Origin of the sequence: Kineococcus sp. G2, assembly GCF_037154035.1 — a bacterium.
Taxonomy (GTDB): Bacteria; Actinomycetota; Actinomycetes; order Actinomycetales; family Kineococcaceae; genus Kineococcus.
On sequence record NZ_JBBBEM010000039.1, the window covers coordinates 1 to 24,102 of the forward strand.

The 24,102-nt window shown below is 76.9% G+C and carries 26 protein-coding genes; 23 read left to right on the plus strand and 3 right to left on the minus strand.

The genetic code is table 11. From position 1 onward, the window contains the following. The 21 genes from V9U69_RS07610 to V9U69_RS07710 form a co-directional block, all read left to right on the plus strand. The coding region (locus V9U69_RS07610; RefSeq protein WP_337060918.1) for an AAA family ATPase at window positions 1-1,539 on the plus strand (1,539 nt) is incomplete at its 5' end. A 129-nt stretch (window positions 1,540-1,668) separates the two neighbouring features. Beyond that, window positions 1,669-1,947: a hypothetical protein gene (locus tag V9U69_RS07615; RefSeq protein WP_337060920.1), complete on the plus strand. Its 279-nt coding sequence runs from the start codon at window positions 1,669-1,671 to the stop codon at window positions 1,945-1,947. 45 nt (window positions 1,948-1,992) lie between these two features. After that, the gene (gene ftsY, locus V9U69_RS07620; RefSeq protein WP_337060921.1) at window positions 1,993-3,186 is read left to right on the plus strand and encodes a signal recognition particle-docking protein FtsY; all 1,194 of its coding nucleotides are present in this window, start codon (window positions 1,993-1,995) and stop codon (window positions 3,184-3,186) included. Window positions 3,187-3,378: 192 nt separating this feature from the next. Beyond that, a complete protein-coding gene (locus V9U69_RS07625; protein WP_337060957.1) occupies window positions 3,379-4,716 on the plus strand; it encodes an ammonium transporter in 1,338 nt (445 codons plus the stop codon). Then, window positions 4,713-5,051 (plus strand): P-II family nitrogen regulator, encoded by a 339-nt coding sequence (locus tag V9U69_RS07630; protein WP_337060923.1) that lies wholly within the window; start codon window positions 4,713-4,715, stop codon window positions 5,049-5,051. Before V9U69_RS07625 ends, V9U69_RS07630 begins: the two co-directional genes overlap by 4 nt. Before the next feature lie 70 nt (window positions 5,052-5,121). Next, window positions 5,122-7,494 carry a [protein-PII] uridylyltransferase gene (locus V9U69_RS07635; RefSeq protein WP_337060925.1) on the plus strand — a complete coding sequence of 791 codons (2,373 nt, stop codon included), beginning with the start codon at window positions 5,122-5,124 and terminating at the stop codon, window positions 7,492-7,494. Between the two features lie 59 nt (window positions 7,495-7,553). Then, window positions 7,554-9,131, plus strand: coding sequence for a signal recognition particle protein (gene ffh, locus V9U69_RS07640; RefSeq protein ID WP_337060927.1), 1,578 nt, complete (start codon window positions 7,554-7,556; stop codon window positions 9,129-9,131). Between the two features lie 26 nt (window positions 9,132-9,157). Further along, window positions 9,158-10,261 carry an amidohydrolase family protein gene (locus V9U69_RS07645; protein ID WP_337060928.1) on the plus strand — a complete coding sequence of 368 codons (1,104 nt, stop codon included), beginning with the start codon at window positions 9,158-9,160 and terminating at the stop codon, window positions 10,259-10,261. A gap of 178 nt (window positions 10,262-10,439) precedes the next feature. Further along, entirely contained in the window at window positions 10,440-10,814 is a 375-nt protein-coding gene (gene rpsP, locus V9U69_RS07650; protein WP_242129550.1) for a 30S ribosomal protein S16, read from the plus strand. Window positions 10,815-10,818: 4 nt separating this feature from the next. Then, window positions 10,819-11,058, plus strand: a complete 240-nt coding sequence (locus V9U69_RS07655) for an RNA-binding protein (protein ID WP_337060930.1) — start codon at window positions 10,819-10,821, stop codon at window positions 11,056-11,058. An 85-nt stretch (window positions 11,059-11,143) separates the two neighbouring features. Continuing rightward, on the plus strand, window positions 11,144-11,692 hold the full coding sequence (gene rimM, locus V9U69_RS07660) for a ribosome maturation factor RimM (RefSeq protein ID WP_337060932.1): 549 nt from the start codon (window positions 11,144-11,146) through the stop codon (window positions 11,690-11,692). A 2-nt stretch (window positions 11,693-11,694) separates the two neighbouring features. Beyond that, on the plus strand, window positions 11,695-12,519 hold the full coding sequence (gene trmD / locus V9U69_RS07665; RefSeq protein WP_337060934.1) for a tRNA (guanosine(37)-N1)-methyltransferase TrmD: 825 nt from the start codon (window positions 11,695-11,697) through the stop codon (window positions 12,517-12,519). Window positions 12,520-12,679: 160 nt separating this feature from the next. Beyond that, window positions 12,680-13,042, plus strand: coding sequence for a 50S ribosomal protein L19 (gene rplS, locus V9U69_RS07670; protein ID WP_337060935.1), 363 nt, complete (start codon window positions 12,680-12,682; stop codon window positions 13,040-13,042). Between the two features lie 210 nt (window positions 13,043-13,252). Then, entirely contained in the window at window positions 13,253-13,918 is a 666-nt protein-coding gene (gene lepB / locus V9U69_RS07675; protein WP_337060937.1) for a signal peptidase I, read from the plus strand. Next, window positions 13,915-14,682: a signal peptidase I gene (gene lepB / locus V9U69_RS07680; RefSeq protein WP_337060939.1), complete on the plus strand. Its 768-nt coding sequence runs from the start codon at window positions 13,915-13,917 to the stop codon at window positions 14,680-14,682. The genes lepB (V9U69_RS07675) and lepB (V9U69_RS07680) overlap by 4 nt, the downstream gene beginning before the upstream one ends. 8 nt (window positions 14,683-14,690) lie before the next feature. After that, complete coding sequence (locus tag V9U69_RS07685) at window positions 14,691-15,446, plus strand: ribonuclease HII (RefSeq protein ID WP_337060941.1); 756 nt, start codon at window positions 14,691-14,693, stop codon at window positions 15,444-15,446. Window positions 15,447-15,453: 7 nt separating this feature from the next. Further along, entirely contained in the window at window positions 15,454-15,780 is a 327-nt protein-coding gene (locus tag V9U69_RS07690; RefSeq protein ID WP_242129558.1) for a DUF2469 domain-containing protein, read from the plus strand. A gap of 102 nt (window positions 15,781-15,882) precedes the next feature. Beyond that, a complete protein-coding gene (locus V9U69_RS07695) occupies window positions 15,883-16,251 on the plus strand; it encodes a YraN family protein (RefSeq protein WP_442907664.1) in 369 nt (122 codons plus the stop codon). After that, entirely contained in the window at window positions 16,251-17,822 is a 1,572-nt protein-coding gene (locus tag V9U69_RS07700) for a YifB family Mg chelatase-like AAA ATPase (protein WP_337060943.1), read from the plus strand. The genes V9U69_RS07695 and V9U69_RS07700 overlap by 1 nt, the downstream gene beginning before the upstream one ends. Beyond that, window positions 17,819-19,021 (plus strand): DNA-processing protein DprA, encoded by a 1,203-nt coding sequence (dprA, locus tag V9U69_RS07705; protein ID WP_337060945.1) that lies wholly within the window; start codon window positions 17,819-17,821, stop codon window positions 19,019-19,021. The genes V9U69_RS07700 and dprA overlap by 4 nt, the downstream gene beginning before the upstream one ends. A gap of 168 nt (window positions 19,022-19,189) precedes the next feature. Beyond that, window positions 19,190-20,359, plus strand: a complete 1,170-nt coding sequence (locus V9U69_RS07710; RefSeq protein WP_337060946.1) for an RtcB family protein — start codon at window positions 19,190-19,192, stop codon at window positions 20,357-20,359. 49 nt (window positions 20,360-20,408) lie between these two features. On the opposite strand, the gene V9U69_RS07715 is transcribed toward V9U69_RS07710, so the two are convergent. After that, window positions 20,409-20,765: a histone-like nucleoid-structuring protein Lsr2 gene (locus V9U69_RS07715; RefSeq protein ID WP_337060948.1), complete on the minus strand. Its 357-nt coding sequence runs from the start codon at window positions 20,763-20,765 to the stop codon at window positions 20,409-20,411. A gap of 190 nt (window positions 20,766-20,955) precedes the next feature. On the opposite strand from V9U69_RS07715, the gene V9U69_RS07720 reads away from it, so the two are divergent. Next, the gene (locus V9U69_RS07720) at window positions 20,956-21,942 is read left to right on the plus strand and encodes a tyrosine-type recombinase/integrase (protein WP_337060949.1); all 987 of its coding nucleotides are present in this window, start codon (window positions 20,956-20,958) and stop codon (window positions 21,940-21,942) included. 83 nt (window positions 21,943-22,025) lie between these two features. Continuing rightward, a complete protein-coding gene (whiG, locus tag V9U69_RS07725; RefSeq protein ID WP_337060951.1) occupies window positions 22,026-22,991 on the plus strand; it encodes an RNA polymerase sigma factor WhiG in 966 nt (321 codons plus the stop codon). Window positions 22,992-23,053: 62 nt separating this feature from the next. On the opposite strand, the gene V9U69_RS07730 is transcribed toward whiG, so the two are convergent. Together V9U69_RS07730 and V9U69_RS07735 are read right to left on the minus strand one after the other, a co-directional pair. Beyond that, window positions 23,054-23,662 (minus strand): M23 family metallopeptidase, encoded by a 609-nt coding sequence (locus V9U69_RS07730; RefSeq protein WP_337060953.1) that lies wholly within the window; start codon window positions 23,660-23,662, stop codon window positions 23,054-23,056. A 105-nt stretch (window positions 23,663-23,767) separates the two neighbouring features. Beyond that, window positions 23,768-24,079 (minus strand): TraR/DksA family transcriptional regulator, encoded by a 312-nt coding sequence (locus V9U69_RS07735; protein WP_442907665.1) that lies wholly within the window; start codon window positions 24,077-24,079, stop codon window positions 23,768-23,770. Between the last annotated feature and the right edge of the window lie 23 nt (window positions 24,080-24,102).

Sequence of the window (24,102 nt, forward strand, 5' to 3'; positions counted from 1 at the left end):
CAGCGCGCCCAGTTCGCCCTCACCGCCGCGCAGCACACCCGCGAGCAGGCCGCCGACCGCGTCGAGGCCGCCCTGGAGCGGCTGCACGAGAACGACGCTCGGATGAACGCCGTCGCCGAGCAGCTCGCCCAGCTGGGTGCCGCCGTGCGCGCGGCCGCCGCGGAGGCCGAGCGCGCCGCCGCCACCCGTGCCCAGGTGGTGCAGCGGCTCCAGGGCGACCGCGCGCAGCTCACCGAGCTCGGCGAGCGCTTCGAAGCCGCCTCCGCCGCCCCCGAGGACGACGACGCCGCCACCTCCACCGACGAGCGCGACCGCCTCGCCGAGCACGCCCGCTCCCTGGGCCGCGCCGAGACCGAGGCGCGCCTGGCGCTGCGCACCACCGAGGAGCGCGCCCGCGCGCTGGCCGGCCGCGCCGACGCGCTCGAGCGGCAGGCCGCCGAGGAGTTGCGCGCCCGCGAGCGCGCCGCCGCCCGCCGCGCCCGCCGCGCCGAGCAGGTCCGGGTGGCCGCCCGCGTGCGCGAGGGCGCCGAGCGGGCGCTGGCGCGCTGGGATACCTCCGCCGCCGAGGCGTCCCGGCTGCGGCAGGCCGCGGAGGCCGCCCGCGCCCGCTTCGAGGAGGAGGTGGGCACCGCCCGCCGCGCGGTGGAGGCGCTGACCGCCGAGCAGCACCGCCTGGGCGACTCCCGGCACGCCGACGAGGTCGCGCGCGCGCAGCAGCGCTGGCGCATCGACGCGCTGCGCACCCGCGCGATCGAGGAGCTGGGCACCGACCCGGACGTCCTCGTCGCCGAGTTCGGCCCCGACCAGCTCGTGCCGCCCTCGCCGCCGGCGCCGGGCGACGCGGAACCGGACGAGCCGCCGCAGCCGCGCCCGTACGTGCGCGCCGAGCAGGACAAGCGCCGCCGCGCCGCCGAGCGGGCCCTGGCGCAGCTGGGCACGGTCAACCCGCTGGCGCTGGAGGAGTTCGCCGCCATGGAGGAGCGGCACGCGTTCCTCGTCGCCCAGTCCGACGACCTGAAGAAGTCCCGCAAGGACCTGCTGGACATCGTCAAGGAGGTCGACGAGCGCGTCGAGCGCGTCTTCTCCGAGGCGTTCGCCGACGTGGCGGCGCAGTTCGAGGAGGTCTTCCCCCGGCTCTTCCCCGGCGGGGAGGGGCGCCTCGTGCTCACCGACCCCTCCGACATGCTCGCCACGGGCATCGAGGTGGAGGCCCGGCCGGCGGGCAAGAAGGTCAAGCGGCTGTCGCTGCTGTCCGGCGGGGAGCGCTCGCTGGCCGCGGTGGCGATGCTCGTGGCCATCTTCCGCGCCCGCCCCAGCCCGTTCTACGTCCTCGACGAGGTGGAGGCGGCGCTGGACGACGCGAACCTCTCGCGCCTGATCACCCTGTTCGAGGAGCTGCGGGCCTCCAGCCAGCTCATCGTCATCACCCACCAGAAGCGCACGATGCAGATCGCCGACGCGCTGTACGGGGTGACGATGCGCGGCGACGGCATCAGCACGGTCGTCAGCCAGCGGCTGCGCGAGGCTGCACCGGCCTGAGCGCGGGGCCTGAGCGCGCCCTGTCCGGGGCGACCGGATGGTGACGCATCTGCGAAGGGTTGGTCACGGAGAGGCAACACCGCCGTGGCGCGGTGGTGCGTCCGGTGCCCGAGGGGCAGTGTGGATCCCGTGGTGCTGACGACTCTGATCGTGACGTTCGTCCTCGTCGTGGGGCTCGCGCTGGCGGTCCTGCTCTCCGTCGCCGCGCCCCCCATGCGGGCCCGCGGCAGCCGCCTCGTGGCGCGGCTGGACGCGCTGGCCGCCCGGTGGGTCCCCGTGGCCCTGCAGGCCGCCCACCGTGCCCGCGAGCACGCCGAGCGCACCGGACGGCGCGCCGCCCAGCAGCTCGCGCAGCGCCTCGCGGCGCACCGCGCCCGCTCCGGGGACGAGGCCGCCCGGGCCCGCTGACGCCACCGGCGGCGCGGTGGGGCGGGTCTGGGAGGATCGGCGCCCGTGGAGACCCTCGACATCGTCATCGGCGTCGCCGTCCTGATCCTCCTCGCGGGCGTCGGGGCCCTCGCCGGCCTGGTGCGCCCCCGCCGTCGCCGCCGATCGCTGCCGCCCGGTGGGGCGGGACGGGCCGGCGGTCCGGTGCTGGGCCCCCGCTCGGACACCGATCCCCTGCCCGGGGTCGGTGACGACGCGGAGGTGCCGCGGGACTCGCCCAGCCGCGCCGTCGACGTCGTCGAGCTGCCGGAGGGGCCGACCGGTCCCGAGCGCCCCGCGCCCGTCGGTGGGCGCCTGGTCCGCCTGCGCGAGCGGCTGGCGCGCTCGAACTCCGCCCTCGGCCAGGGCCTGCTGGCGCTGCTCTCCCGGGACACCCTCGACGAGTCCACCTGGGAGGAGGTCGAGGAGACCCTGCTGCTGGCCGATGTCGGCGTCGGCCCCACCACGGAGATCGTCGACCACCTGCGCGAGCGGGTGCGCGTGCTCGGCACCCGTGAGCCGGCCCAGCTGCGGGAGCTGCTGCGCGAGGAGCTGCTGGCGGCCGTGGGCGACGACGCGAACCGCTCCCTGGCCGTCGAGCGCCACGGCGAGCGGCCCGCGGTCGTCCTGGTGGTCGGCGTCAACGGCACCGGCAAGACGACGACCGTGGGCAAGCTGGCGCGCGTGCTCGTCGCCGAGGACAAGGACGTCGTCCTCGGTGCCGCGGACACCTTCCGCGCGGCGGCCGCCGAGCAGCTGGCCACCTGGGGCGAACGCGTCGGCGTGCCCACCGTGCGCTCCGAGAAGGACGGCGCCGACCCGGCCTCCGTCGCCTTCGACGCCGTCAAGGCCGGCATCGACGCCGACGCCGACGTCGTGCTCGTGGATACCGCCGGGCGCCTGCAGAACAAGGCGGGGCTCATGGACGAGCTGGGCAAGGTCAAGCGGGTGCTCGAGCGGCACGGGCCGGTGGACGAGGTGCTGCTGGTGCTGGACGCCACCACCGGGCAGAACGGCCTGCGCCAGGCGGCGGTCTTCTCCGAGGTGGTGCACGTGACCGGCATCGTGCTGACCAAGCTGGACGGCACCGCCAAGGGCGGCATCGTCGTGGCCGTGCAGCGCCAGCTGGGCGTGCCCGTGAAGCTCATCGGCCTGGGGGAGGGACCCGACGACCTGGCGCCCTTCGAGGCCGAGGCGTTCGTCGACGCCCTGCTGTCGTGAGCGCACGCCCCGCCGCCGCGCGGGGCGCGTAACGCGAAGTTCACACGAGCGCCGGGCTCGTCACGGGCGCGAAACACGCGGTGGCCGCGGACGTAACACCCCGCCGTCACGGTGGGGGCCGTCCCGCGCCGCACCCGCGGCCCACCGCCCCCCGCCGGCGCTCGCCGGCCTCCCGGAAGGCCCCCGTTGCCCATGGACACCGGTGACACCGCCTGGATCCTCACCAGCGCGTCGTTCGTGCTGCTGATGACGCCCGGCCTCGCGCTCTTCTACGGCGGCATGGTCCGCGCCAAGAGCGTCCTGAACATGATGATGATGAGCTTCGGCGCCCTCGGCCTCATCGGGGTGCTGTGGGTGCTGTACGGCTACTCGGTGGCGTTCGGCAACGACGTCGGCGGCGGCCTGCTCGGCGACCCGTTCGAGTTCTTCGGCCTGAACGGCCTGCTCGGCGAGGACGAGCTCTCCGGCACCCTGCCGGGCATGGCGTTCGTCGGCTTCCAGGCCGCCTTCGCCATCCTCGCCGTCGCCCTCATCTCCGGCGCCATCGCCGACCGGGCGAAGTTCGGCGCCTGGATGGTCTTCGCCGGCGTGTGGGCCACGATCGTCTACTTCCCCGTCGCGCACTGGGTCTTCGCGTTCGACAACGACGACGCGGGCGTCGTGGGCGGCTGGATCGCCAACGGGATCGAGGCCATCGACTTCGCCGGCGGCACCGCCATCCACATCAACGCCGGCGCCGCCGCCCTCGCCCTCGTCCTCGTCCTGGGCAACCGCAAGGGCTTCGGCCGCGAGCCGATGCGCCCGCACAACCTGCCGCTGGTCATGCTCGGCGCCGGCCTGCTGTGGTTCGGCTGGTTCGGCTTCAACGCCGGCTCCGCCGTCGCCTCCGGCAACACCGCCGCCGTCGCGTGGGTGAACACCCTGGTCGCCACCTCCGCCGCGATCCTCGGCTGGCTGGTCACGGAGAAGGCGCGCGACGGGCACGCCACCTCCCTGGGCGCCGCCTCCGGCGCCGTGGCGGGCCTGGTCGCCATCACCCCGGCCTGCGCGGCCGTCAACCCGGTCGGCGCCATCGTCATCGGCGTCCTCGCCGGCGCCCTGTGCGCCCTGGCCGTGGGCCTGAAGTACAAGCTCGGCTACGACGACTCCCTCGACGTCGTCGGCGTGCACCTCGTCGGCGGCCTGTGGGGCACGATCGCCGTGGGCTTCCTCGCCACCGCCGACGCCCCCAACGGCGTCGACGGCCTCCTCTACGGCGGCGGCGTGGACCAGCTGTGGCGCCAGGTCGTCGGCGCCCTCGCCGTCCTGGTTTTCTCCTTCGTCGTCACCTGGCTCATCGGCGCGGCCATCCAGAGGACGATGGGCTTCCGCCTCGACGTCGAGGACGAGGTCGCCGGCATCGACCAGGTCGAGCACGCCGAGTCCGGCTACGACTGGGGCACCCTGGGCGGCGGCCACCTCGGCGCCACCCGCCCCGTCGCCCGCCACACCACCGCCGCTCCCGGCACCACCTCGGAGGTCTCCGCGTGAAGCTGCTCACCGCCATCATCAAGCCGCACAAGCTGGACGACGTGAAGTCCGCCCTGGAGGCCTACGGGGTGCAGGGCCTGACGATCTCGGAGGCGTCCGGGTACGGCCGCCAGCGCGGCCACACCGAGGTCTACCGCGGGGCGGAGTACACCGTCGACCTCGTGCCGAAGGTGCGCGTGGAGGTCCTCGTGGACGACGTGGACGCCGCCGACATCGTCGAGGTCGTCGTCAAGAGCGCCCAGACCGGCCGCATCGGCGACGGGAAGGTGTGGACGCAGGCCGTCGAGGACGTGGTGCGCGTGCGCACGGGCGAGCACGGGCCCGACGCGCTGTGACGAACCCCTCCGGGCGGGGCGGCCGGCCGGCCGCCCCGCCGCGGTGCGCGCACCGGGCGCGGTGGTGAGCGTGGACCTGCGCACCGAACGGCTCGCCCTGGCCGTGCGGGGCGGCCGGCCCGGACCGCACCGCCGCGCCGAGCTGGCGCAGCTGGTGCAGTCGCGCCTGCGCGACGTGTGGGACCGGGCCGTCGCCCCGCTGGCCCGGCCGCTCGCCGACGGGCCCGCGGGCGCGGCCGGCGGTGTCGCCCTGGCCTGCGTCGGCTCCCTGGCCCGCGGCGACTGCGGCCCCGCCAGCGACGTCGACCTGGTCCTGCTGCACGACGGCCGCAGCCTGGGCGCCGACGACGTGGCGGCCCTGGCCGACCGCGTCTGGTACCCGCTGTGGGACGCCGGGCTGCGCCTGGACCACTCCGTGCGCACCGACCGGGAGTGCCGGGAGGTCGCCGCCTCCGACCTGGCCGCCGCCACCGGTCTGCTGGACCTGCGCGTGGTCGCCGGCGACGGCGGGCTGGTGGCCCGCACCCGCGGCCACCTGCTGGACGACTGGCGCGCCGGCGCGCGCCGGCGGCTGCCGCAGGTGCTGGACTCCCTGGCCGAGCGCGCCGCGCGCTGCGGGGAGCTGGCGTACCTGCTGGAGCCGGACCTGAAGGAGGCCCGCGGCGGCCTGCGCGACGCGCTCGTGCTGCGCGCCCTGGCCGCGACCTGGCTCACCGACCGCCCGCACGGCGCCGTCGACGAGGCCCACGCCGTCCTGCTGGACGTGCGCGACGGCCTGCAGGCGTGCACCGGCCGGCCGGGCGACCGCCTGCTGCTCGCCGAGCAGGACGCGGTCGCCGTGGTGTGCGGCCACGCCGACGCCGACGCCCTCCTCGCCGCCGTCGCGCAGGCCGCGCGCACGATCTCCGCGGCCGTGGACACCACGACCCGCCGGGCCCGGCAGTCGATGCCGTCGCGCCGCTTCCGCGCCACCGGCCGCCGGCCCCGCCTGCGCTCGCTCGGCCACGGCCTCGTCGAGCACGACGGCGAGGTCGTCCTCGGCGCCGGGGTGTCGCCCGCGCAGGACCCCGTGCTGCCGCTGCGCGCCGCGGCCACCGCCGTGCGCGCCGGTCTGCCGCTGTCGCCGGTGACGCTGGAGCACCTCCTGCGCGCCTGCCCGCCGCTGCCCGAGCCGTGGACGGCCGGCGCGCGCGAGGCGCTGCTGGAGCTGCTGGCCGCCGGCCCCGCGCAGGTGCCGGTGTGGGAGCAGCTGGACCTGGTGGGCCTGGTGGAGCGCTGGGTGCCGGAGTGGACGGCCGTGCGCAACCGCCCGCAGCGCAACGCGGTGCACCGCTGGACGGTGGACCGCCACCTCGTCGAGACGGCGGTGGCCGCGCAGGTGTTCCTGCGCGACGTGCCCCGCCCGGACCTGCTGCTCCTGGCGGCGCTGCTGCACGACATCGGCAAGGTCGCCGGCGCCCGCGACCACGCGCGCACCGGCGCCCCGCTGGCGCGCAAGGTCTGCGAGCGCGCCGGCCTGGAGGCCGCGGACACCGCGGTGGTGGAGCGGCTGGTCGCCGAGCACCTGACGCTGGTGGAGCTGGCCACCCGCCGCGACCCCGACGACCCGCGCACCGTGGAGGCGCTCGTCGCGGCCGTCGGCGGCCGCGCGGACGTGCTGGACCTGCTGCGCGCCCTGACCGAGGCCGACGCGCGCGCCGCCGGCCCGGCCGCGTGGTCGCCCTGGCGGGCCCGCCTCGTGGACGACCTCGTCGCCCGCGCCCGCGCCCACCTGGCGGGTGAGCCGGTGCCGGCGCCGGCGGGCTTCGACGCCGCCGAGCAGGCGCTGGCCGCCGCCGCGGCCGCCGACGGGCGAGCGCGCGTGGACGTGCGCGAGGTCGACGGCTTCCACGTCGTCACCGTCGTCGCTCCCGACCGCACGGGCCTGTTCGCGGACCTGGCCGGGCTGCTGGCCGGGCACCGGCTGCTGGTGCGCTCGGCCCTGGTGCGCACCCTGGGCGGCGTGGCGGTGGACTCCTGGTGGGTGGAGAGCGCGGACGGCGAGCCGCCGTCCGCGGAGCTGCTGCGGGTGGGCCTGGAGCGCATCGCCGCGGGCGACGCCACCCTGCTGGACCGCCTGGCGGCCCGCGACGCGCAGACGCCGCGCCCGGCGGGGGGTGCGCGCGCGCTGGTGGCGCACCCGCGGGTGGTGATCCTGCCGGGTGCCTCCGAGCGGGCCACGGTGCTGGAGGTGCGCGCCGCCGACCGCCCGGGCCTGCTGCACGCGCTGGGGCGGGCGCTGGCCGTGGAGGGCGTCGACATCCGTTCCGCGCACGTGGCGACCTACGCCGCGCAGGCCGTGGACACCCTGTACCTGGCCGAGCCGGACGGGCACCTGCTGGCGCCGCCGCGGGTGGCGATCGCGGTGCGGGCGCTGTCCGACGCCGCGGAGGTGCCCGGCTGAGGCCCGCCCGGCGCCCCTGGCGCGGCCGGGCCGGTTCGCGCCTCCCGTAGGCTGGGGGCGTGTTCGCCACGCTCTCCGACCGCCTCACCGCGACGTTCAAGTCCCTGCGCGGCAAGGGGCGCCTCTCCGAGGCCGACGTCGACGCGACGGTCCGGGAGATCCGCCGCGCCCTGCTCGACGCCGACGTCGCCCTGCCCGTCGTGCGCGAGTTCGGCCAGCGCGTGCGCGAGCGCGCCACCGGCGCGGAGATCAACCAGGCGCTGAACCCGGCCCAGCAGGTCGTCAAGATCGTCAACGAGGAGCTCGTCGGCATCCTCGGCGGCGAGACGCGCCGGCTGCGCTTCGCCAAGAACCCCCCGACGGTGATCATGCTCGCCGGTCTGCAGGGCGCGGGGAAGACGACGCTGGCCGGCAAGCTGGGCCGCTACCTCAAGCACAACGGGCACCGCCCGCTGCTGGTGGCCTGCGACCTGCAGCGCCCCAACGCGGTCAACCAGCTGCAGATCACCGGTGAGCGCGCCGGCGTGGACGTCTTCGCCCCCGAGCCCGGCAACGGCGTGGGCGACCCCGTCGCCGTCGCCCGCGCCGGCGTCGAGCACGCGCAGCACCACCACTTCGACGTCGTCGTCGTCGACACCGCCGGCCGCACCGGCGTGGACGCCGAGATGATGCAGCAGGCGATCGACATCCGCGCCGCCGTCACCCCCGACGAGGTGCTCTTCGTCCTCGACGCGATGATCGGCCAGGACGCCGTCGCCACCGCCGAGGCCTTCCGCGACGGCGTCGGCTTCGACGGCGTGGTCCTCACCAAGCTCGACGGCGACGCCCGCGGCGGTGCCGCCCTGTCGGTGCGCCAGGTCACCGGCCGGCCGGTGATGTTCGCCTCCACCGGCGAGAAGCTCGACGACTTCGAGCTGTTCCACCCCGACCGGATGGCCTCGCGCATCCTCGACATGGGTGACGTGCTCACCCTCATCGAGCAGGCCGAGAAGGCCTTCGACGCCGAGCAGGCGCAGTCCATGGCGGCCAAGTTCGCCGCCGACGAGGACTTCACCCTCGACGACTTCCTGCAGCAGCTCAACGCCGTGCGCAACATGGGCTCGATCAAGAAGATGCTCGGGATGCTGCCGGGCATGGCGCAGGTCCGCGACCAGCTCGACGCCTTCGACGAGCGCGAGTTCGACCGCATCGAGGCCATGGTCCGCTCCATGACGCCCCTGGAGCGCCGCCAGCCGCGCATCATCAACGGCTCGCGCCGCGCCCGCATCGCCGCCGGGTGCGGGCAGAGCGCCTCGGCCGTCAACGACATGCTCGAGCGCTTCGGGCAGGCGCAGAAGATGATGCGCCAGATGCGCAAGGGCCTCGGCGGCGGTGGGTTGCCGGGTGTGCCGGGGATGCCCGGTGTGCCGGGCGGGGCGTCGAAGAAGCAGAAGGCGCGCGCCGCGGCCGCCAAGGGCCGCAAGGGCAAGTCCGGCAACCCCGCCAAGCGCGCCGAGCAGGAGCGCGCGGCGTCGACCCGGGCGATCGCGAGCGGCGACGGCGGCTCGGCGTTCGGCGCCCAGCAGCCCCCGGCGGAGTTCGACCCCTCGCAGCTGAACCTGCCCAAGGGCTTCGACAAGTTCCTCGGCGGCAGCTGAGGCCGGGGCGGCGGGGGAGCCGGGCCGTGGCCGCGATCGAGGCGCTGCACCTGTCCGGGCCGGTGCTCACCGGCCCGGACGAGGTGCGCGGCCAGGCGTGGGTCCTCGACGGGCGCCTGACCTTCTCCCGCCCCGCCGGTGCCGACACCACCCGGCTGCCCGGCTGGGTGCTGCCCGGCCTGGTCGACGCCCACTGCCACGTCGGCGTCGGTCCCACCGGCCGGGTCGACGACGCCACCAGCGAGGCGCAGGCGCTGACCGACCGCGACGCCGGGGCGCTGCTGCTGCGCGACGCCGGCTCGGCCTCCGAGACGCGCTGGATCGACGAGCGCGAGGACCTGCCGCGCATCGTGCGCGCCGGCCGGCACATCGCGCGCACGAAGCGGTACCTGCGCGGTCTCGCCCACGAGATCGAACCCGAGGACCTCGTGGAGTTCGTCCGCGCCGAGGCCCGCCGCGGTGACGGCTGGGTCAAGCTCGTCGGCGACTGGATCGACCGCTCCCGCGGCGACCTCGCCCCCTGCTGGCCCGCCGACGTGCTGCGCGCCGGTGTCGAGGCCGCGCACGAGGCGGGGGCGCGCGTGACCGTGCACCAGTTCGGCGAGGAGGGTGTGGAGGACCTGCTGGCCGCCGGGGTCGACGGCATCGAGCACGGCACGGGCCTGACCGCCGCCACCGTCGAGGCCGTGGCCGCGCGCGGCGTGGCGGTGGTGCCCACCCTGGTCAACATCGCCACCTTCCCCGGCATCGCCGACCGCGGGGAGCCGAAGTTCCCCGCGTACGCCGCGCACATCAGGGCGCTGCACGCGCGCCGGTACGCCACCGTCGCCGCCCTGCACGAGGCGGGCGCGCCGGTGTTCGCCGGCACGGACGCCGGCAGCGTCCTGCCGCACGGGCTCGTCGTCGACGAGCTGCACGAGCTCGCCGCCGCGGGCCTGCCGCCGGTGGCGGCGCTGGACGCGGCGACCTGGGCGGCGAGGCGCTGGCTGGGCCGGCCTGCGCTGTCCGAGGGGGCCGGCGCCGACCTGCTCGTGCTGGACGGGGACCCGCGCACCGACCTCGGCGTGCTGCGCCGCCCCCGCGCGGTCGTGCTGCGCGGGCGGGTGGTGGCCGGGAGCACGGTGCGCTGAGCCCGCCGCCGGGCCGGCCGGTCGAGCGGCCCCGCGGACCTCTGGCACAATGGCCGGTGCACCCGAACGCCCAGGGACCCTCTCACCCGGGGATGTTCGCGTCCACGAGCAGCACCGCCCGGCGTCCCCACACCGGCCGGTGACGGCTCACCCTGATGAGAACCGGAGACTCCCGCACGTGGCTGTCAAGATCCGACTGAAGCGCCTCGGCAAGATGCGCTCGCCGTTCTACCGCGTCATCGTCGCCGACTCGCGCTCCAAGCGCGACGGTCGCGCCATCGAGGAGATCGGCGTCTACAACCCGATGACGCACCCCTCGACCATCGAGATCAAGTCCGAGCGCGCGCAGTACTGGCTCGGCGTCGGTGCGCAGCCGACCGAGCAGGTCGCCGCGCTGCTCAAGGTCACCGGCGACTGGCAGAAGTTCAAGGGCACCAAGGGGCAGGAGGGCCGCTACCAGCAGCCGTCCGCCACCACCAAGCAGGCGACCGCCGCGTCCCCGGCCTCGGCTCCGGCCCCGGCCGCCGCGGAGACCCCCGCCTCGGAGTCCTGATCCGGTGCTCGCGGACGCCCTCGAGCACCTCGTGCGCGGCATCGTCGGGCACCCGGACGACGTGCGCGTGACGTCCAAGGCGTCGCGCCGCGGCGACCTGCTCGAGGTCCGCGTGCACCCGGAGGACCTGGGCCGGGTCATCGGCCGTTCCGGCCGCACGGCCAAGGCGCTGCGCACCGTCGTCGGTGCCCTGGCCGGCGACCGGCAGGTCCGCGTCGACCTCGTCGACGTCGACCGCCGCTGAACCCGCACCACCGGTGAGCGCCGGGGTCGCACCGCGACCCCGGCGCTCGCTGCGTCCGCCCCCGAGACACCGCCCTGGAGAGCCCGTGGAGTACGTCGTCGCCCGCATCGGCCGTCCGCACGGCGTGCGCGGCGAGGTCACCCTCGAGCTGCGCACCGACGCGCCCGACGAGCGGTTCACCCCCGGCGCCGTGCTGCGCACCGACCCGCCCGCCCGCGGCCCGCTGACCGTCGAGTCCGCCCGCTGGCACAACGGCACCCTGCTCGTCGCGTTCGGCGAGGCCGCCGACCGCAGCGCCGTCGAGGAGCTGCGGAACACCCTGCTGCTCGTGGACGTCGAGGAGGACCGCGCCGCCGAGGACGACGCCTGGTACCCGCACCAGCTCCGCGGCCTCGCCGCCGTCACCGCCTCCGGCACCGCCCTGGGCACGGTGGCCGACCTGGTCACCGGCACCGCGCAGGACCTGCTCGTGGTCACCGGCACGGACGGGCGCGAGGTCCTCGTGCCCTTCGTCGAGCGGCTCGTGCCCGTCGTCGACGTGCCCGGCGGCCGCGTGGTGCTCGACCCGCCCGGCGGGCTGTTCGCCGAGCTGCCGGGGGACGAGGACGCGGACGCCCGCGGGGACGAGGGCTGAGCGTGCGCGTCGACGTCGTCTCCATCTTCGGCGAGTACCTCGCGCCGCTGTCCCTCTCGCTCATCGGCAAGGCCCGCGCCCAGGGGCTGCTGGACGTGCGGGTGCACGACCTGCGCGAGCACACCCACGACCGCCACCGCACCGTCGACGACACCCCGTACGGCGGCGGCGCGGGGCTGCTGATGAAGCCCGAGCCCTGGGGCGAGGCGCTGGACGCCGTCCTGGCCGACCCGCCGGCCGGCGACGACGGCCGCGGCCCGGTGCTGCTCGTGCCCAGCCCGGCGGGGGAGGTCTTCACGCAGGCCACGGCCGTCGAGCTGGCCTCCGAGCCGTGGCTGGCCTTCGCGTGCGGTCGCTACGAGGGCATCGACGCGCGCGTCGCCGAGCACTACCGCGCCCGCGGGGTGCGGGTGCGCGAGGTGTCGCTGGGCGACTACGTGCTCAACGGCGGCGAGGTCGCGGTGCTGGTGGTGGTCGAGGCCGTGGCCCGCCTGCTGCCCGGCGTCGTCGGCAACGCCGCCAGCCTGGCCGAGGAGAGCCACGCCGCCGAGCACGACGGGCTGCTGGAGCACCCCGCGTACACCAAGCCGGCCAGCTGGCGGGGCCTGGACGTCCCGGCCGTGCTCTCCGGCGGCGACCACGGCGCGGTGGCCCGCTGGCGCCGCGAGCAGGCGCTGCGCCGCACCGCCCGCCGCCGCCCCGACCTCCTGGCGCGCCTGGACCCGGCTCGCTGCGACGACGCGGACCTGCGCGTGCTCGCCGAGGAGGGGTTCGCCCCGGACGGCGCGCACGGGTTCGGTCCGGCCGCCCCCGTTGTGGCAGACTGAGCGGCTGACCCCAGAACCAGCCGCGACGGCCGGTGACCGCTGCCCCCGGGCGGCGGGGGTGCGCCCGCCACAGGGGGCCGCGCCCACCCGGAGCACACCGTCGCGGGACCGATTCCCGAGCCGGGGACCTGTGGCGCCGGCGGGGGAGAAGAGCGACACCGTGAACGTGCTCGACAACGTCGACGCAGCCAGCCTGCGCACCGACGTCCCGGAGTTCCGCGCCGGCGACACCCTGAAGGTCCACGTCAAGGTCGTCGAGGGCAACCGCTCGCGCGTCCAGGTCTTCCAGGGCGTCGTGATCCGCCGCACCGGCGGCGGTGTGCGCGAGAGCTTCACCGTCCGCAAGGTCAGCTTCGGCGTGGGCGTGGAGCGCACCTTCCCGCTGCACACCCCGGTCATCGAGAAGATCGAGGTCGTCACCCGCGGTGACGTCAAGCGCGCGAAGCTGTACTACCTGCGCGACCTGCGCGGCAAGGCCGCCAAGATCAAGGAGCGCCGCGACTCCACGTCGCCGCGCGGCTGACCTCCGCGGCGCCACGTCCGGCACGACGTCCGGCACGACGGGCCGGGTCCCCTCGGGGGCCCGGCCCGTCGTCGTCCCGCCGCTCCCGCACCGTTCCCCCACGCGCGCACCGCGTCGCAGCGGGGGCCCCGGCACCTCGGGCACTAGGATCGGGCAGCGCCCGGGTCCGCCTGCCGCGCGACCGCAGCACCCCACGCCGCCAGGAGTCCCGTGACGACCACCCAGCCGACGACCGCGCCACCGCGCAGGCGGCGCTCGTCGCCCGGGGTCCGCGCGGTCGCGGTCCTCGCCGTCGCGCTCGTCGTGGCGCTGCTGCTGCGCAGCTTCGCGGTGCAGACCTTCTCCATCCCCTCCGACTCGATGAGCCCCGCCCTCGAGCCCGGCGAGCGCGTCCTCGTGTGGCGGGTGGGAGCGCAGGACGTGCGGCGCGGCGACGTCGTCGTCTTCGACGGCACCGGCACCTTCGCGCCCGCTCCCGAGGAGCCGCGGGGCCTCGCCCGCCTCGGCGCCGCCCTCGGCTCGCTGCTCGGCTTCCACCCGGGCGAGAGCGACTACGTCAAGCGCGTCGTCGGCCTGCCCGGCGAGCGCGTCACCTGCTGCGACGAGCGGGGGCGCCTGACGATCGACGGTGAGCCCCTGGACGAGCCCTACCTGCACCCCGGCGACGCCGCCAGCGACGTCGAGTTCGACATCGAGGTCCCCCCGGGACGGGTGTGGGTGATGGGCGACCACCGCAGCGAGTCCGTGGACTCCCGCTCCCACCTCGCCGCCCCCGGCGGGGGCACCATCGCCCTGGAGGACCTCGTGGGTCGCGTCGTGGCCGTCAGCTGGCCGTTGTCGGAGATCGAGCTCCTCGGCCGCGAGGAGGGCGAGTGAGCACCGCCGACCCCGAGCGCGGGCCGGGCGCTCCCGAACCCCCGCACGAGCCGGGTGCCGCCCGCCCCGCGCGTCCCCGCGGCGGTGGCGTCGTGGCCGCCGTGCGCGAGACCGTCCTCGTCGTCGCGGTCGCCCTCGTCATCTCCCTGGTCGTCAAGACCTTCCTGCTCCAGGCGTTCTACATCCCCTCGCAGTCCATGGAGCGCACCCTCGACATCGGCGACCGCGTCGTGGTGAGCAAGCTGACCCCCGGCCCGTTCACGCTGCACCGCGGCGACGTCGTGGTCTTCGCCGACCCGGGCGGCTGGCTGCCCGCGACCCCCGAGCCCGAGCGCAGCCCGCTGGGTGCCGTCGTCGCCGACGTCCTCACCTTCGTCGGCCTGCTGCCGGAGGACTCCGACGAGCACCTCATCAAGCGCGTGGTCGGCCTGCCGGGCGACCACGTCGTGTGCTGCGACGCGCAGGGCCGCATCACCGTCAACGACGAACCGGTCGACGAGAGCGGCTACCTCTTCCCCGGCGCCGAGCCCAGCACGAAGAGCTTCGACGTGGTCGTCCCCGAGGACCGGCTGTGGGTCATGGGTGACAACCGCGCCGAGTCCGCCGACTCCCGCTACAACACCGAGGCGGAGTACGGCGGGTTCGTGCCGATCGAGAACGTCGTGGGGCGCGCCTACGCCGTCGTGTGGCCGCTGGACCACCTGGACTGGCTGGGCACCCCGGAGGCGTTCGAGGACGTCCCCGGCCGGTCCGGGGTCGGGTGAGCCGCGCGGTGAGCCCCGCGGGTGCCCGCCGCCCGCCCACCGCCCCCACGCTCCGCCTGGAACGCTCCCTCCTGCGCGACGGCCACGACCTCGTCGCCGGGGTCGACGAGGTCGGCCGGGGGGCGCTCGCGGGACCGGTGACGGTGGGCGTGCTCGTCGTCGGCCCGGGCACCCCGCCCGCGCCGCAGGGGCTGCGCGACTCCAAGCTGCTGACCCCCGCCGCCCGCGACGGCCTGGCCCCCCTGCTGCGCGCGTGGGCCGCGGCGTGGGCGGTGGGGCACGCGGAGCCCGCCGAGGTGGACGCTCTGGGCATCACCGCCGCCCTGCGGCTGGCGGGCCGCCGCGCCCTGGCGCAGCTGCCGGTCGCCCCCTCGGTGGTCGTCCTGGACGGTGCGCACGACTGGCTCAGCGACCCGGCCGGCGACACCCTGCCGGGCCTGGGGGAGCCGGAGCAGCCCTGCGCCGCCCCGCCGGTGACCACCCGCGTCAAGGCCGACACCACGTGCGCCTCGGTCGCCGGCGCGAGCGTGCTGGCCAAGACGGTCCGCGACGCGCTCATGGCCGAGCGGCACGCCGTGCACCCGCACTACGGCTGGGCGGCCAACAAGGGCTACGGCGCCCCCGACCACCTCGCGGCCATCGCCGCGCACGGCCGCTGCCCCCAGCACCGCCTCAGCTGGCGGTTGCCCGCCGCGGCGCTGCCCACCGGGGTGCCGCCGGCCCCGCGCGGCGCCGGCGACGAGCGCGGGGCGCGCGGGGCATGATGGTCCCGTGAGCGCCGAGGACCTCGAGAACTACGAGACCGAGATGGAGCTTCAGCTCTACCGGGAGTACCGGGACGTGGTGTCCCTCTTCTCGTACGTCGTCGAGACGGAGCGGCGCTTCTACCTGGCCAACTCCGTCGACCTGCAGGTGCGCACCGGCGACGGCGAGACGTACTTCGAGCTGAACCTGCACGACGCCTGGGTGTGGGACGTCTACCGCCCCGCTCGCTTCGTGCGCGACGTGCGCGTCGTGACGTTCAAGGACGTCAACGTCGAGGAGCTGCAGAAGCGCGACATCGAGGTGCCCGACACCCCCCAGCTGCGCGAGCGCTGACGCACCGCGCTCTCCACAGGCGGCGCGCGCACCGTCCGCGGCGCACCGCGCTGTGGACGGCGCGGGCCCGGGGCGTCCGCTCGGTGAGGGTGCGTGCCGGAGGTGGTGCGCGTGGGCGCGAAGGACGAGGTCGGGCGCTACGGCGAGCGGCTGGCGGCCCGCCGGCTCGGTGAGGCCGGCATGACGGTGCTGCAGACCAACTGGCGCTGCCGGGCCGGGGAGATCGACATCGTGGCCCGCGACGGCGACTGCCTCGTGGTGTGCGAGGTCAAGACCCGCCGCAGCACCCGCGCGGGCAGCCCCGTGGAGGCCGTGACGCCCGCCAAGGTGGCCCGGTTGCGGCGGCTGGCGGGGGAGTGGCTGCAGGCCCACCCGGGGCTCCGGCTGCCGCGCGTGCGCCTGGACGTGGTGGCGGTGACCCTGCCGGTGCGCGGGGCGGCGCACGTGGAGCACCTGCGCGGGGTGTCCTGATGGCCCTGGCGCGGGCCCTCGCGGTGGGCCTGGTCGGCCTGGAGGGCCACCTGGTGCAGGTGGAGGCCGACATCTCCGGCGGGCTGCCGGCGTTCGTGCTCGTCGGGCTGCCCGACGCCTCCCTCAGCGAGGCGCGCGACCGGGTGCGGGCCGCCACGGCCAACTCCGGCCACCGGCTGCCGCTGCAGCGCCTCACGGTCAACCTCTCCCCGGCGACGCTGCCGAAGTCCGGTTCCTCCTTCGACCTCGCCGTCGCGGTCGCCGCGCTCACCGCCGCCGGGGTGCTGCCGGCCGAGGCCTCGGCCGGCGCCGTGCACCTGGGGGAGCTGGGCCTGGACGGCAGCGTCCGTGCCGTGGACGGCGTGCTGCCGGCGGTGCTGGCCGCCGCCCGCGCGGGTGTGCGCACCGTCGTGGTGCCGGCCGCCACCGCGCAGGAGGCGGCCCTGGTGCCGGGGGTGCGGGTGCGCGGGGTGCACCGGCTGGCCGAGCTCGTCGCCGACTACCGCGGCGAGGCCCCGCCCGAGCCGGCCGACGACCCCGTCGAGCTCCTCGGGCGGCCCGCCGCGCCGGTGCGCGCGGAACGTCCCGCCCCGGACCTGGCGGACGTCGTGGGGCAGGCGGAGGCGCGCTTCGCGCTGGAGGTGGCCGCCGCCGGTGCCCACCACCTGCTGCTGAGCGGCCCGCCCGGCGCGGGCAAGACGATGCTGGCGGCCCGCCTGCCGGGGCTGCTCCCGGACCTCGACGAGGAGGCGGCCCTCGAGGTCACCGCGGTGCACTCGATCGCCGGCACCCTGCGCGAGCGCACCGGTGCGGGTGCGCTCATCACCCGGCCCCCGTACGAGGACCCGCACCACACCGCCTCCGTGGCGTCCGTGGTGGGCGGCGGCACGGGGATCCCCCGCCCCGGGGCGGCCTCCCGCGCCCACCACGGGGTGCTCTTCCTCGACGAGGCGCCCGAGTTCGGCAGCAGCGTCCTGGAGGCGCTGCGCCAGCCGCTCGAGCACGGTGAGCTCGTGCTCCACCGCGCCCGCGGCGCGGCCCGCTACCCGGCGCGCTTCCAGCTCGTCCTGGCCGCCAACCCCTGCCCGTGCGGGCGGGCCGTCGGGCGCGCGACGGAGTGCACCTGCTCCCCGAACGCCCGGCGGCGCTACGCGGCGAAGCTGTCCGGCCCGCTGCTGGACCGCGTCGACGTGCGGGTGGAGGTGCGGGCCGTCACCCGCGCCCAGGTGGCCGACGCCGTGCCCGGCGAGAGCACCGCCGTGGTCGCCGCCCGCGTGCGGACCGCGCGCGCCCTCGCCGGTGAACGCCTGCGCCCGCACGGGGCGCGGTGCAACGGCGAGCTGCGGGGGCCGCTGCTGCGCGGCCCGCTGCGCCTGCCGCCCGCCGTCACCACCGACCTCGACCGCGCCCTGGAGCGCGGGGCGCTCACCCTGCGTGGCGTGGACCGCGTCCTGCGGGTCGCCTGGACGGTGGCGGACCTGCGGGGAGCACCCGCTCCCGACCGCGACGACGTCGGGCGCGCCCTGGCCCTGCGCGGTCTGCCGGGCGGCCCGGTGGGAGCGGCGGCGTGAGCGGCGGCGCACGCGGCGGGCAGGTCGCCGCACCGTCGCCGCTGCGGCACGTGCCGCCGGCGCTGCGCGCGGCCCTGGACGACGAGCGGCTGGCGCGGGCCGCGTGGAGCCGGCTCGCCGAGCCCGGTGACGCGGCGGCGGCCGCGCTGGTCGCCGAGGTCGGCGCGGCCCTGGCGCTGGAGGCCGTCGTCACCGGCCGCGGCCCGGCGCGCTGGCGCACGCGCCTGGAGGACACCGACCCCGCCGCGGACCTGGCCCGAGCCCGGGCCGTCGGCGGCCGGCTCGTCGTCCCCGGCGACGACGAGTGGCCCACCGGCGTCGATGCCCTGGCGCGCTCCGGTGCGGGCGAGCGGCCGTCGGGGGCGCCGATGGCGCTGTGGGTGCGCGGTCCGGCCCACCTGGCCGAGGCGGTGCGCCGCGGCGCCGCGCTCGTCGGCGCCCGCGCCTGCACCCCCTACGGCGAGCACGTCACCTCCGAGATCGCCGCCGGTCTGGCCGACCGCGGCTTCGGCGTCGTCAGCGGCGGCGCCTACGGGGTGGACGCCGCCGCCCACCGCGCGGCCCTGGCCGTGGGCGGTGTCAGCGTGGCCGTCCTGGCCGGCGGCGTGGACCGGGCCTACCCGGCCGGCAACACCGCCCTGCTGGGGCGCCTGGCCCGCGAGGGCGCCCTGGTCAGCGAGGTGCCGTGCGGGTCCTCGCCCACGAGGTGGCGCTTCCTGGAGCGCAACCGCCTCATCGCGGCGGCGACCCGCGGCACGGTGGTGGTGGAGGCCGCGTGGCGCTCGGGGGCGCTGTCCACCGCAGACCGCGCCGAGCGGTTGCTGCGGCCGGTCGGCGCCGTCCCCGGCCCGGTCACCTCCGCCGCGTCGGCCGGCTGCCACCGGCTGCTGCGCGAGCGCGGCGCGGTCTGCGTCACCTCCGCCGAGGAGGTGGCCGAGCTCCTCGCGCCCGTGGGGGCGGCGCCGGCGCCGGCGGTGCCGCCCGTGCCGCGGCGCCCCTTCGACGGCCTGGCCCCCGACGAGCTGCGCGTGGCCGAGTCGCTGCCGCGGCGCGGGTCGGCGGACGTGGAACGCATCGCCAAGGCGGCCGGGCTGGAGGTCGCCGCCGTGCACGCCCTCCTGGGGCGCCTGGAGCTGGCCGGCACCGCCGAGCGCGCCGGCACGGGGTGGCGGCTGGGTGCGGCGGCGCGCCGCGGGTGAGGAGCGTACCGGTGGTGCGTTCGCGCCGCGCCGGTGGCCCGGGTACGAAGGAGCGGGGAAAACCGGTGGGCGCGGGAGTCGGCCGCGTCTACCGTCGATCCCCGTGCCCGCGACGAGAGCCGTTGCGGGGCAACCGGTGCCGGGCGCCGGGGCGAGAGGGGACCGGACGTGGAGAAGCTGGACGACAAGCTGCTGAACTGGGCGTCGATCCTGGACGACGGCACGCGCCGGCAGGCGCTGGCCACCGCGAGCCTGCCGTTCATCCACCCGCACGTCGCCCTCATGCCCGACGCCCACCTCGGCAAGGGGGCGACCGTCGGTTCGGTCATCCCCACGGAAGGCGCCATCATCCCCGCGGCCGTGGGGGTGGACATCGGCTGCGGCATGATCGCGGTGCGCACGCGGTTCACGGCCGACCGCCTGCGCGGGAGGGAGCTGGCGGCGCTGCGGACCTCCATCGAGCGCAGCGTGCCGCTGTCCGCCGGTGCCGCCAACCGGGAGGTGAGCGCGACGGCCGCCCCGAGGATCGCGGAGCTGGAGCGGTTGGAACCCCACCGCGCCGCGTTCCGCGAGTCCCTGGTGCCGCGCTGGCGCCTCGCGCTGGGTTCCCTCGGGTCCGGCAACCACTTCATCGAGGTGTCCGTGGACGAGGGCGGCACCGTGTGGCTGTTCCTGCACTCCGGCTCGCGCGGGCCGGGCAACAAGCTGGCGGTGCACCACATCGCCGTCGCCCGCGAGCGCGCCCGCCGGGAGCGGCTGGAACTGCCCGACCGCGATCTGGCGCACCTCGTCGAGGGCACGCAGGAGTTCGACGACTACCTGGCGGACCTGTTCTGGGCGCAGCGCTTCGCCTTGCTCAACCGCGAGGAGATGATGGACCGGGTGGCCGCCCGGCTGGGGGAGTTCCTCGGGGAACCGGTGCAGGAGGAGGAGCGCATCAACTGCCACCACAACTACACGGCCCGCGAGGAGCACTACGGGCGGCGGGTGTGGCTGTCCCGCAAGGGAGCCATCGACGCCTCCACGGGCCGGCCGGGCCTGATCCCCGGCTCGATGGGCACCGCCAGCTACGTCGTCGTCGGCAGGGGCAACCGGGAGTCGCTGAACTCCTCCCCGCACGGTGCCGGGCGCGTCTTCAGCCGCACCGCGGCGCGCAAGCGGTTCACCCGCGAGCAGTTGCGCGAGGCCATGGCCGGCATCGAGTACCGCGACACGGACGCGTTCCTCGACGAGATCCCGGCGGCCTACAAGGACGTCGACGTCGTCATGGCCGACGCCGCGGACCTCGTCGAGGTGCGGCACGTCCTGCGCCAGGTCGTGAACGTCAAGGGCGACTGAGGCGGGACGGGCCGGCCGAGGGCGACCGTGCCGCGTGCGCGGTGTCCGCTCAGCCGACCGCGCGCCGGTACTGCTCGACGACCTCGGACCTGATGCGGCCGCGGTCGCTGACCTCGATGCCGTTCTCGCGCGCCCAGGCGCGCACCGCGGTGCCGTCGACGGCGTCGGCCGCCCGCGCGGCGCCGGAACCGGTCGAGGAGGACCCCGAGGTGCCGGAGGAGCTGCGTCGGCCACCGACGCGCCGGCCGTGCTCGACGTACAGGCTCAGGGCCCGCCGCAGCTTCTCCGCGTTCTCGGCGTTCAGGTCGATCTCGTAGTGGTCGCCCTCGACGCCGAAGCGCACCGTCTCGCTCGCCTCGCCACCGTCCACGTCGTCGGTCAGGACCACCGTCGTCCGCTGCGCCACTGCCTCGCCCCTCGTGCGTGCCGACCGGGGCACGCACGCCGTGCACCGGGCCCGCGGCACGGCGAGCGTCGCTCCGTGCACCGCGGGCGCCGGTCATCCTGGCACGCGGCGCCCCGCGGGGCCCGGTGCGCGCTCCGGTCCCCGGCGTGGCGGGCTTGCCGCCCGGCGCGCCAGGGGGGACGGTGCCGCGGTGGACGACGTGCGCGCTCAGCGGCTGGAGGACCTGCTGGACGACTTCGCGACCCACCTGAGCGCCGAGCGCAACCGCTCGCCGCACACGGTGCGCGCGTACCGCTCCGACGTGCGCGACCTGCTGGTCGCGACCGTGCCCGCGGACGACGGCGGACGGCTGGACCTGGACCTGCTGTCCCTGGCGGACCTGCGCGCCTGGCTCGCGGACGCCGCCGGGGACCGCGCCCGCTCCACCCTCGCCCGCCGGGCGGCCGCCGCGCGCACCTTCACCGCCTGGGCGGCCCGGACCGGCCGGGCGTCGGCGGACGCGGGTCTGCGCCTGCGGGCGCCCCGCCGCACCTCCTCCCTGCCGCACGTGCTGACCGCCGGCCAGGTCGATCAGCTGCTGCGGACGGCGGGCGAGGCCGCCACCGGTGGGGCGGACGAGGGGCCGGAGGGAGCGGGCGAGGGCGCCGGGGACCCGGACGGCAGGCCCGACCCCCTCGCGCTGCGCGACGCCGCGGCCGTCGAGCTGCTGTACGCCACCGGCTGCCGCGTGGCGGAGGTCGTCGGGCTGGACCTGGACGACGTCGACCACGGGCAGCGCACCGTGCGCGTGCTCGGCAAGGGCGACCGGGAGCGGGTCGTGCCCTACGGGCTGCCCGCCCAGGACGCGCTGGAGCGCTGGCTCGCGCAGGGGCGCCCGCAGCTGGCCGGGGAGCGTTCCGGGCGCGCCCTGCTGCTGGGCCGTCGGGGCGGCCGCGTGGACCAGCGCCGGCTCCGTGAGGCCGTGACGCGCCTGGCGGCGCGGGTGCCGGGGGCACCGGCCACCGCACCGCACGGCCTGCGGCACGCGGCGGCCACGCACATGCTCGACGGGGGTGCCGACCTTCGTAGCGTTCAGGAGTTGCTCGGTCACGCTACGCTGACAACGACGCAGATCTACACGCACGTCTCCGTCGATCGCCTGCGGAGATCGCACCGTCAGGCCCATCCCCGGGCCTGACGCACCGGGGGGAGGACACGGTGGACGCACCATCGGGGCAGCGGCGCGCTGCGACCGCCCGACCCGCACGTTCCGCAGCGGGCGTGCAGGTGGTCACCAGCGCACCGGGCGGTACCGACGAGGCCGTGCCGGACGGCACCACCGCGGACGGCGCCACCGCGGGTACCACCGCGGACGGCGCCACCGCCCAGCAGGCACCCGTCGAGGAGGTCCGTCCCGCCGGGCGGCCGCAGGCCAACGCCCGCTTCAGCAGCCGCAAGGGCCCGGCCACCCCCGAGCAGGAGGAGGCCGAGGCGCGCCTGCGCGCGATGTGGGTGGAGTTCAAGTCCACCGCGGACGCCCTGGTGCGCGAGAAGCTGATCATGCACTACTCGCCGCTGGTGAAGTACGTCGCCGGCCGCGTCGGCGTGGGCCTGCCGCCCAACATCGAGCAGGCCGACCTCGTCTCCTACGGGATCTTCGGCCTCATCGACGCGATCGAGAAGTTCGACATCGAGCGCGCCATCAAGTTCGAGACGTACGCCATCTCCCGCATCCGCGGGGCCATCATCGACGAGCTGCGCGCCATCGACTGGATCCCGAGGTCCGTGCGGAGCAAGGCCCGCGAGGTGGAGCGCACCTACGCCACCCTCGAGGGGGAGCTGCACCGCACCCCCACCGAGGCCGAGGTCGCCGAGCGGATGGGCATCCCGCTCGCCGACCTGCACCACATCTTCAGCCAGGTCTCCTACGTCAACGTCGTCGCCCTGGACGAGCTGCTGAGCGTCTCGGGCGAGAAGGGCGACAAGCTCTCCCTGGTCGACACCCTCGAGGACACGCGGGCCGAGGACCCCGTGACGGCCTTCGAGGGGGAGGAGACGAAGTTCCTGCTGGCCCGCGCCATCAACCAGCTGCCCGAGCGGGAGAAGATCGTCGTCACCCTCTACTACTACGAGGGTCTGACGCTCGCCGAGATCGGCCGCGTCCTCGGCGTCACCGAGTCGCGCATCTGCCAGATGCACACCAAGGCCGTGCTGCAGCTGCGCGGCAAGCTCAGCGACGCCGGCTGAGGCCGGACACCAGCGGGGCACCAGCGGGGTGCCGGCCGGGGTGGGATGCGCGTGCGACCCGGTCAGGCCGGCCGCCCCAGCGGCAGCAGCACCGGCGGCGCGGCCGGGGCCAGGAGCGCCAGCGGGTCCAGGTAGTCCTCGCCCCGGCGCACCCCCAGGTGCAGGCACGCCCGCCGCCCGCAGTGCGCCCCCTCGGCCAGGGCCGCGAACGCCTCGCCCCGCGCGGCGCTGGCGCCCGCGGCCGTGATCGCGGTGGCCGGCTCGTACGTGCTGCGCAGCCCGCCGGGGTGCTCCAGCACCACCACGCCCCGGCCCGCCACCTGCCCGGCGAACACCACGACGCCGTCCTGCGGCGCCAGCACGGGCTGGCCGGCGCTCGCGGTCAGGTCCAGCCCGCGGTGGCCGGGCGCGTAGCGGCCCACCTCGTCGTAGCCGCGCAGCACCGCCGGGCGCGGGTGCAGGGGCCAGGCCCACCTCGCGCCTGGCGCGGGCCCCGCCGGCGCAGCGGCGGCCGCGGGAGCGTCGGGCGCGGCGGCGGCCGCGGGGGCGTCGGGCGCGGCGGCGGCCGCGGGGGCGTCGGGCGCAGCGGGGACGGCGGGGGTGCTGACGAGGGCCGCGGCGAGCAGGGCGGTCGACAGGGCGGCCGCCAGGGGTGCGGCGGAGGAGGGCACCTGCGCAGGGTGGGGCCGAGGTGCCCGCCCGCGGCGGGCGCGGGCGGCGCGCTGTGGACGGACCCGTTCCGCGGGCCCCTGCGGAGACGGCGGGGCAACGGCTCCTCAGCGACGTCCCGGCGACCCCGTCGCGGCACAGGCGATGCACGTCGTCGCCCACGGCCGCGCGGCCAGGCGCCCGGCCGCGATCGGCAGCCCGCAGCGCTCGCACCGCCCGAAGCCCGGCTCGTCGAGGCGGCGCAGGGCGTCCGACAGCAGCACCAGCCGCTCGCGCACCTGCCCGAGCACGGCGGCCACCTGGGCGCGCTCGAACGCCGTGGTGGCCCCCTCGGGGTCGTGCTCGTCGTCGGCGCCGCCCTCGGCGGCGACCTCGAGGGCGCTGGCGAGCTCGCGCTCCAGGGCCGCGACGCGCTCCAGGGCGGCGGTGGGGGGGGGGGGGG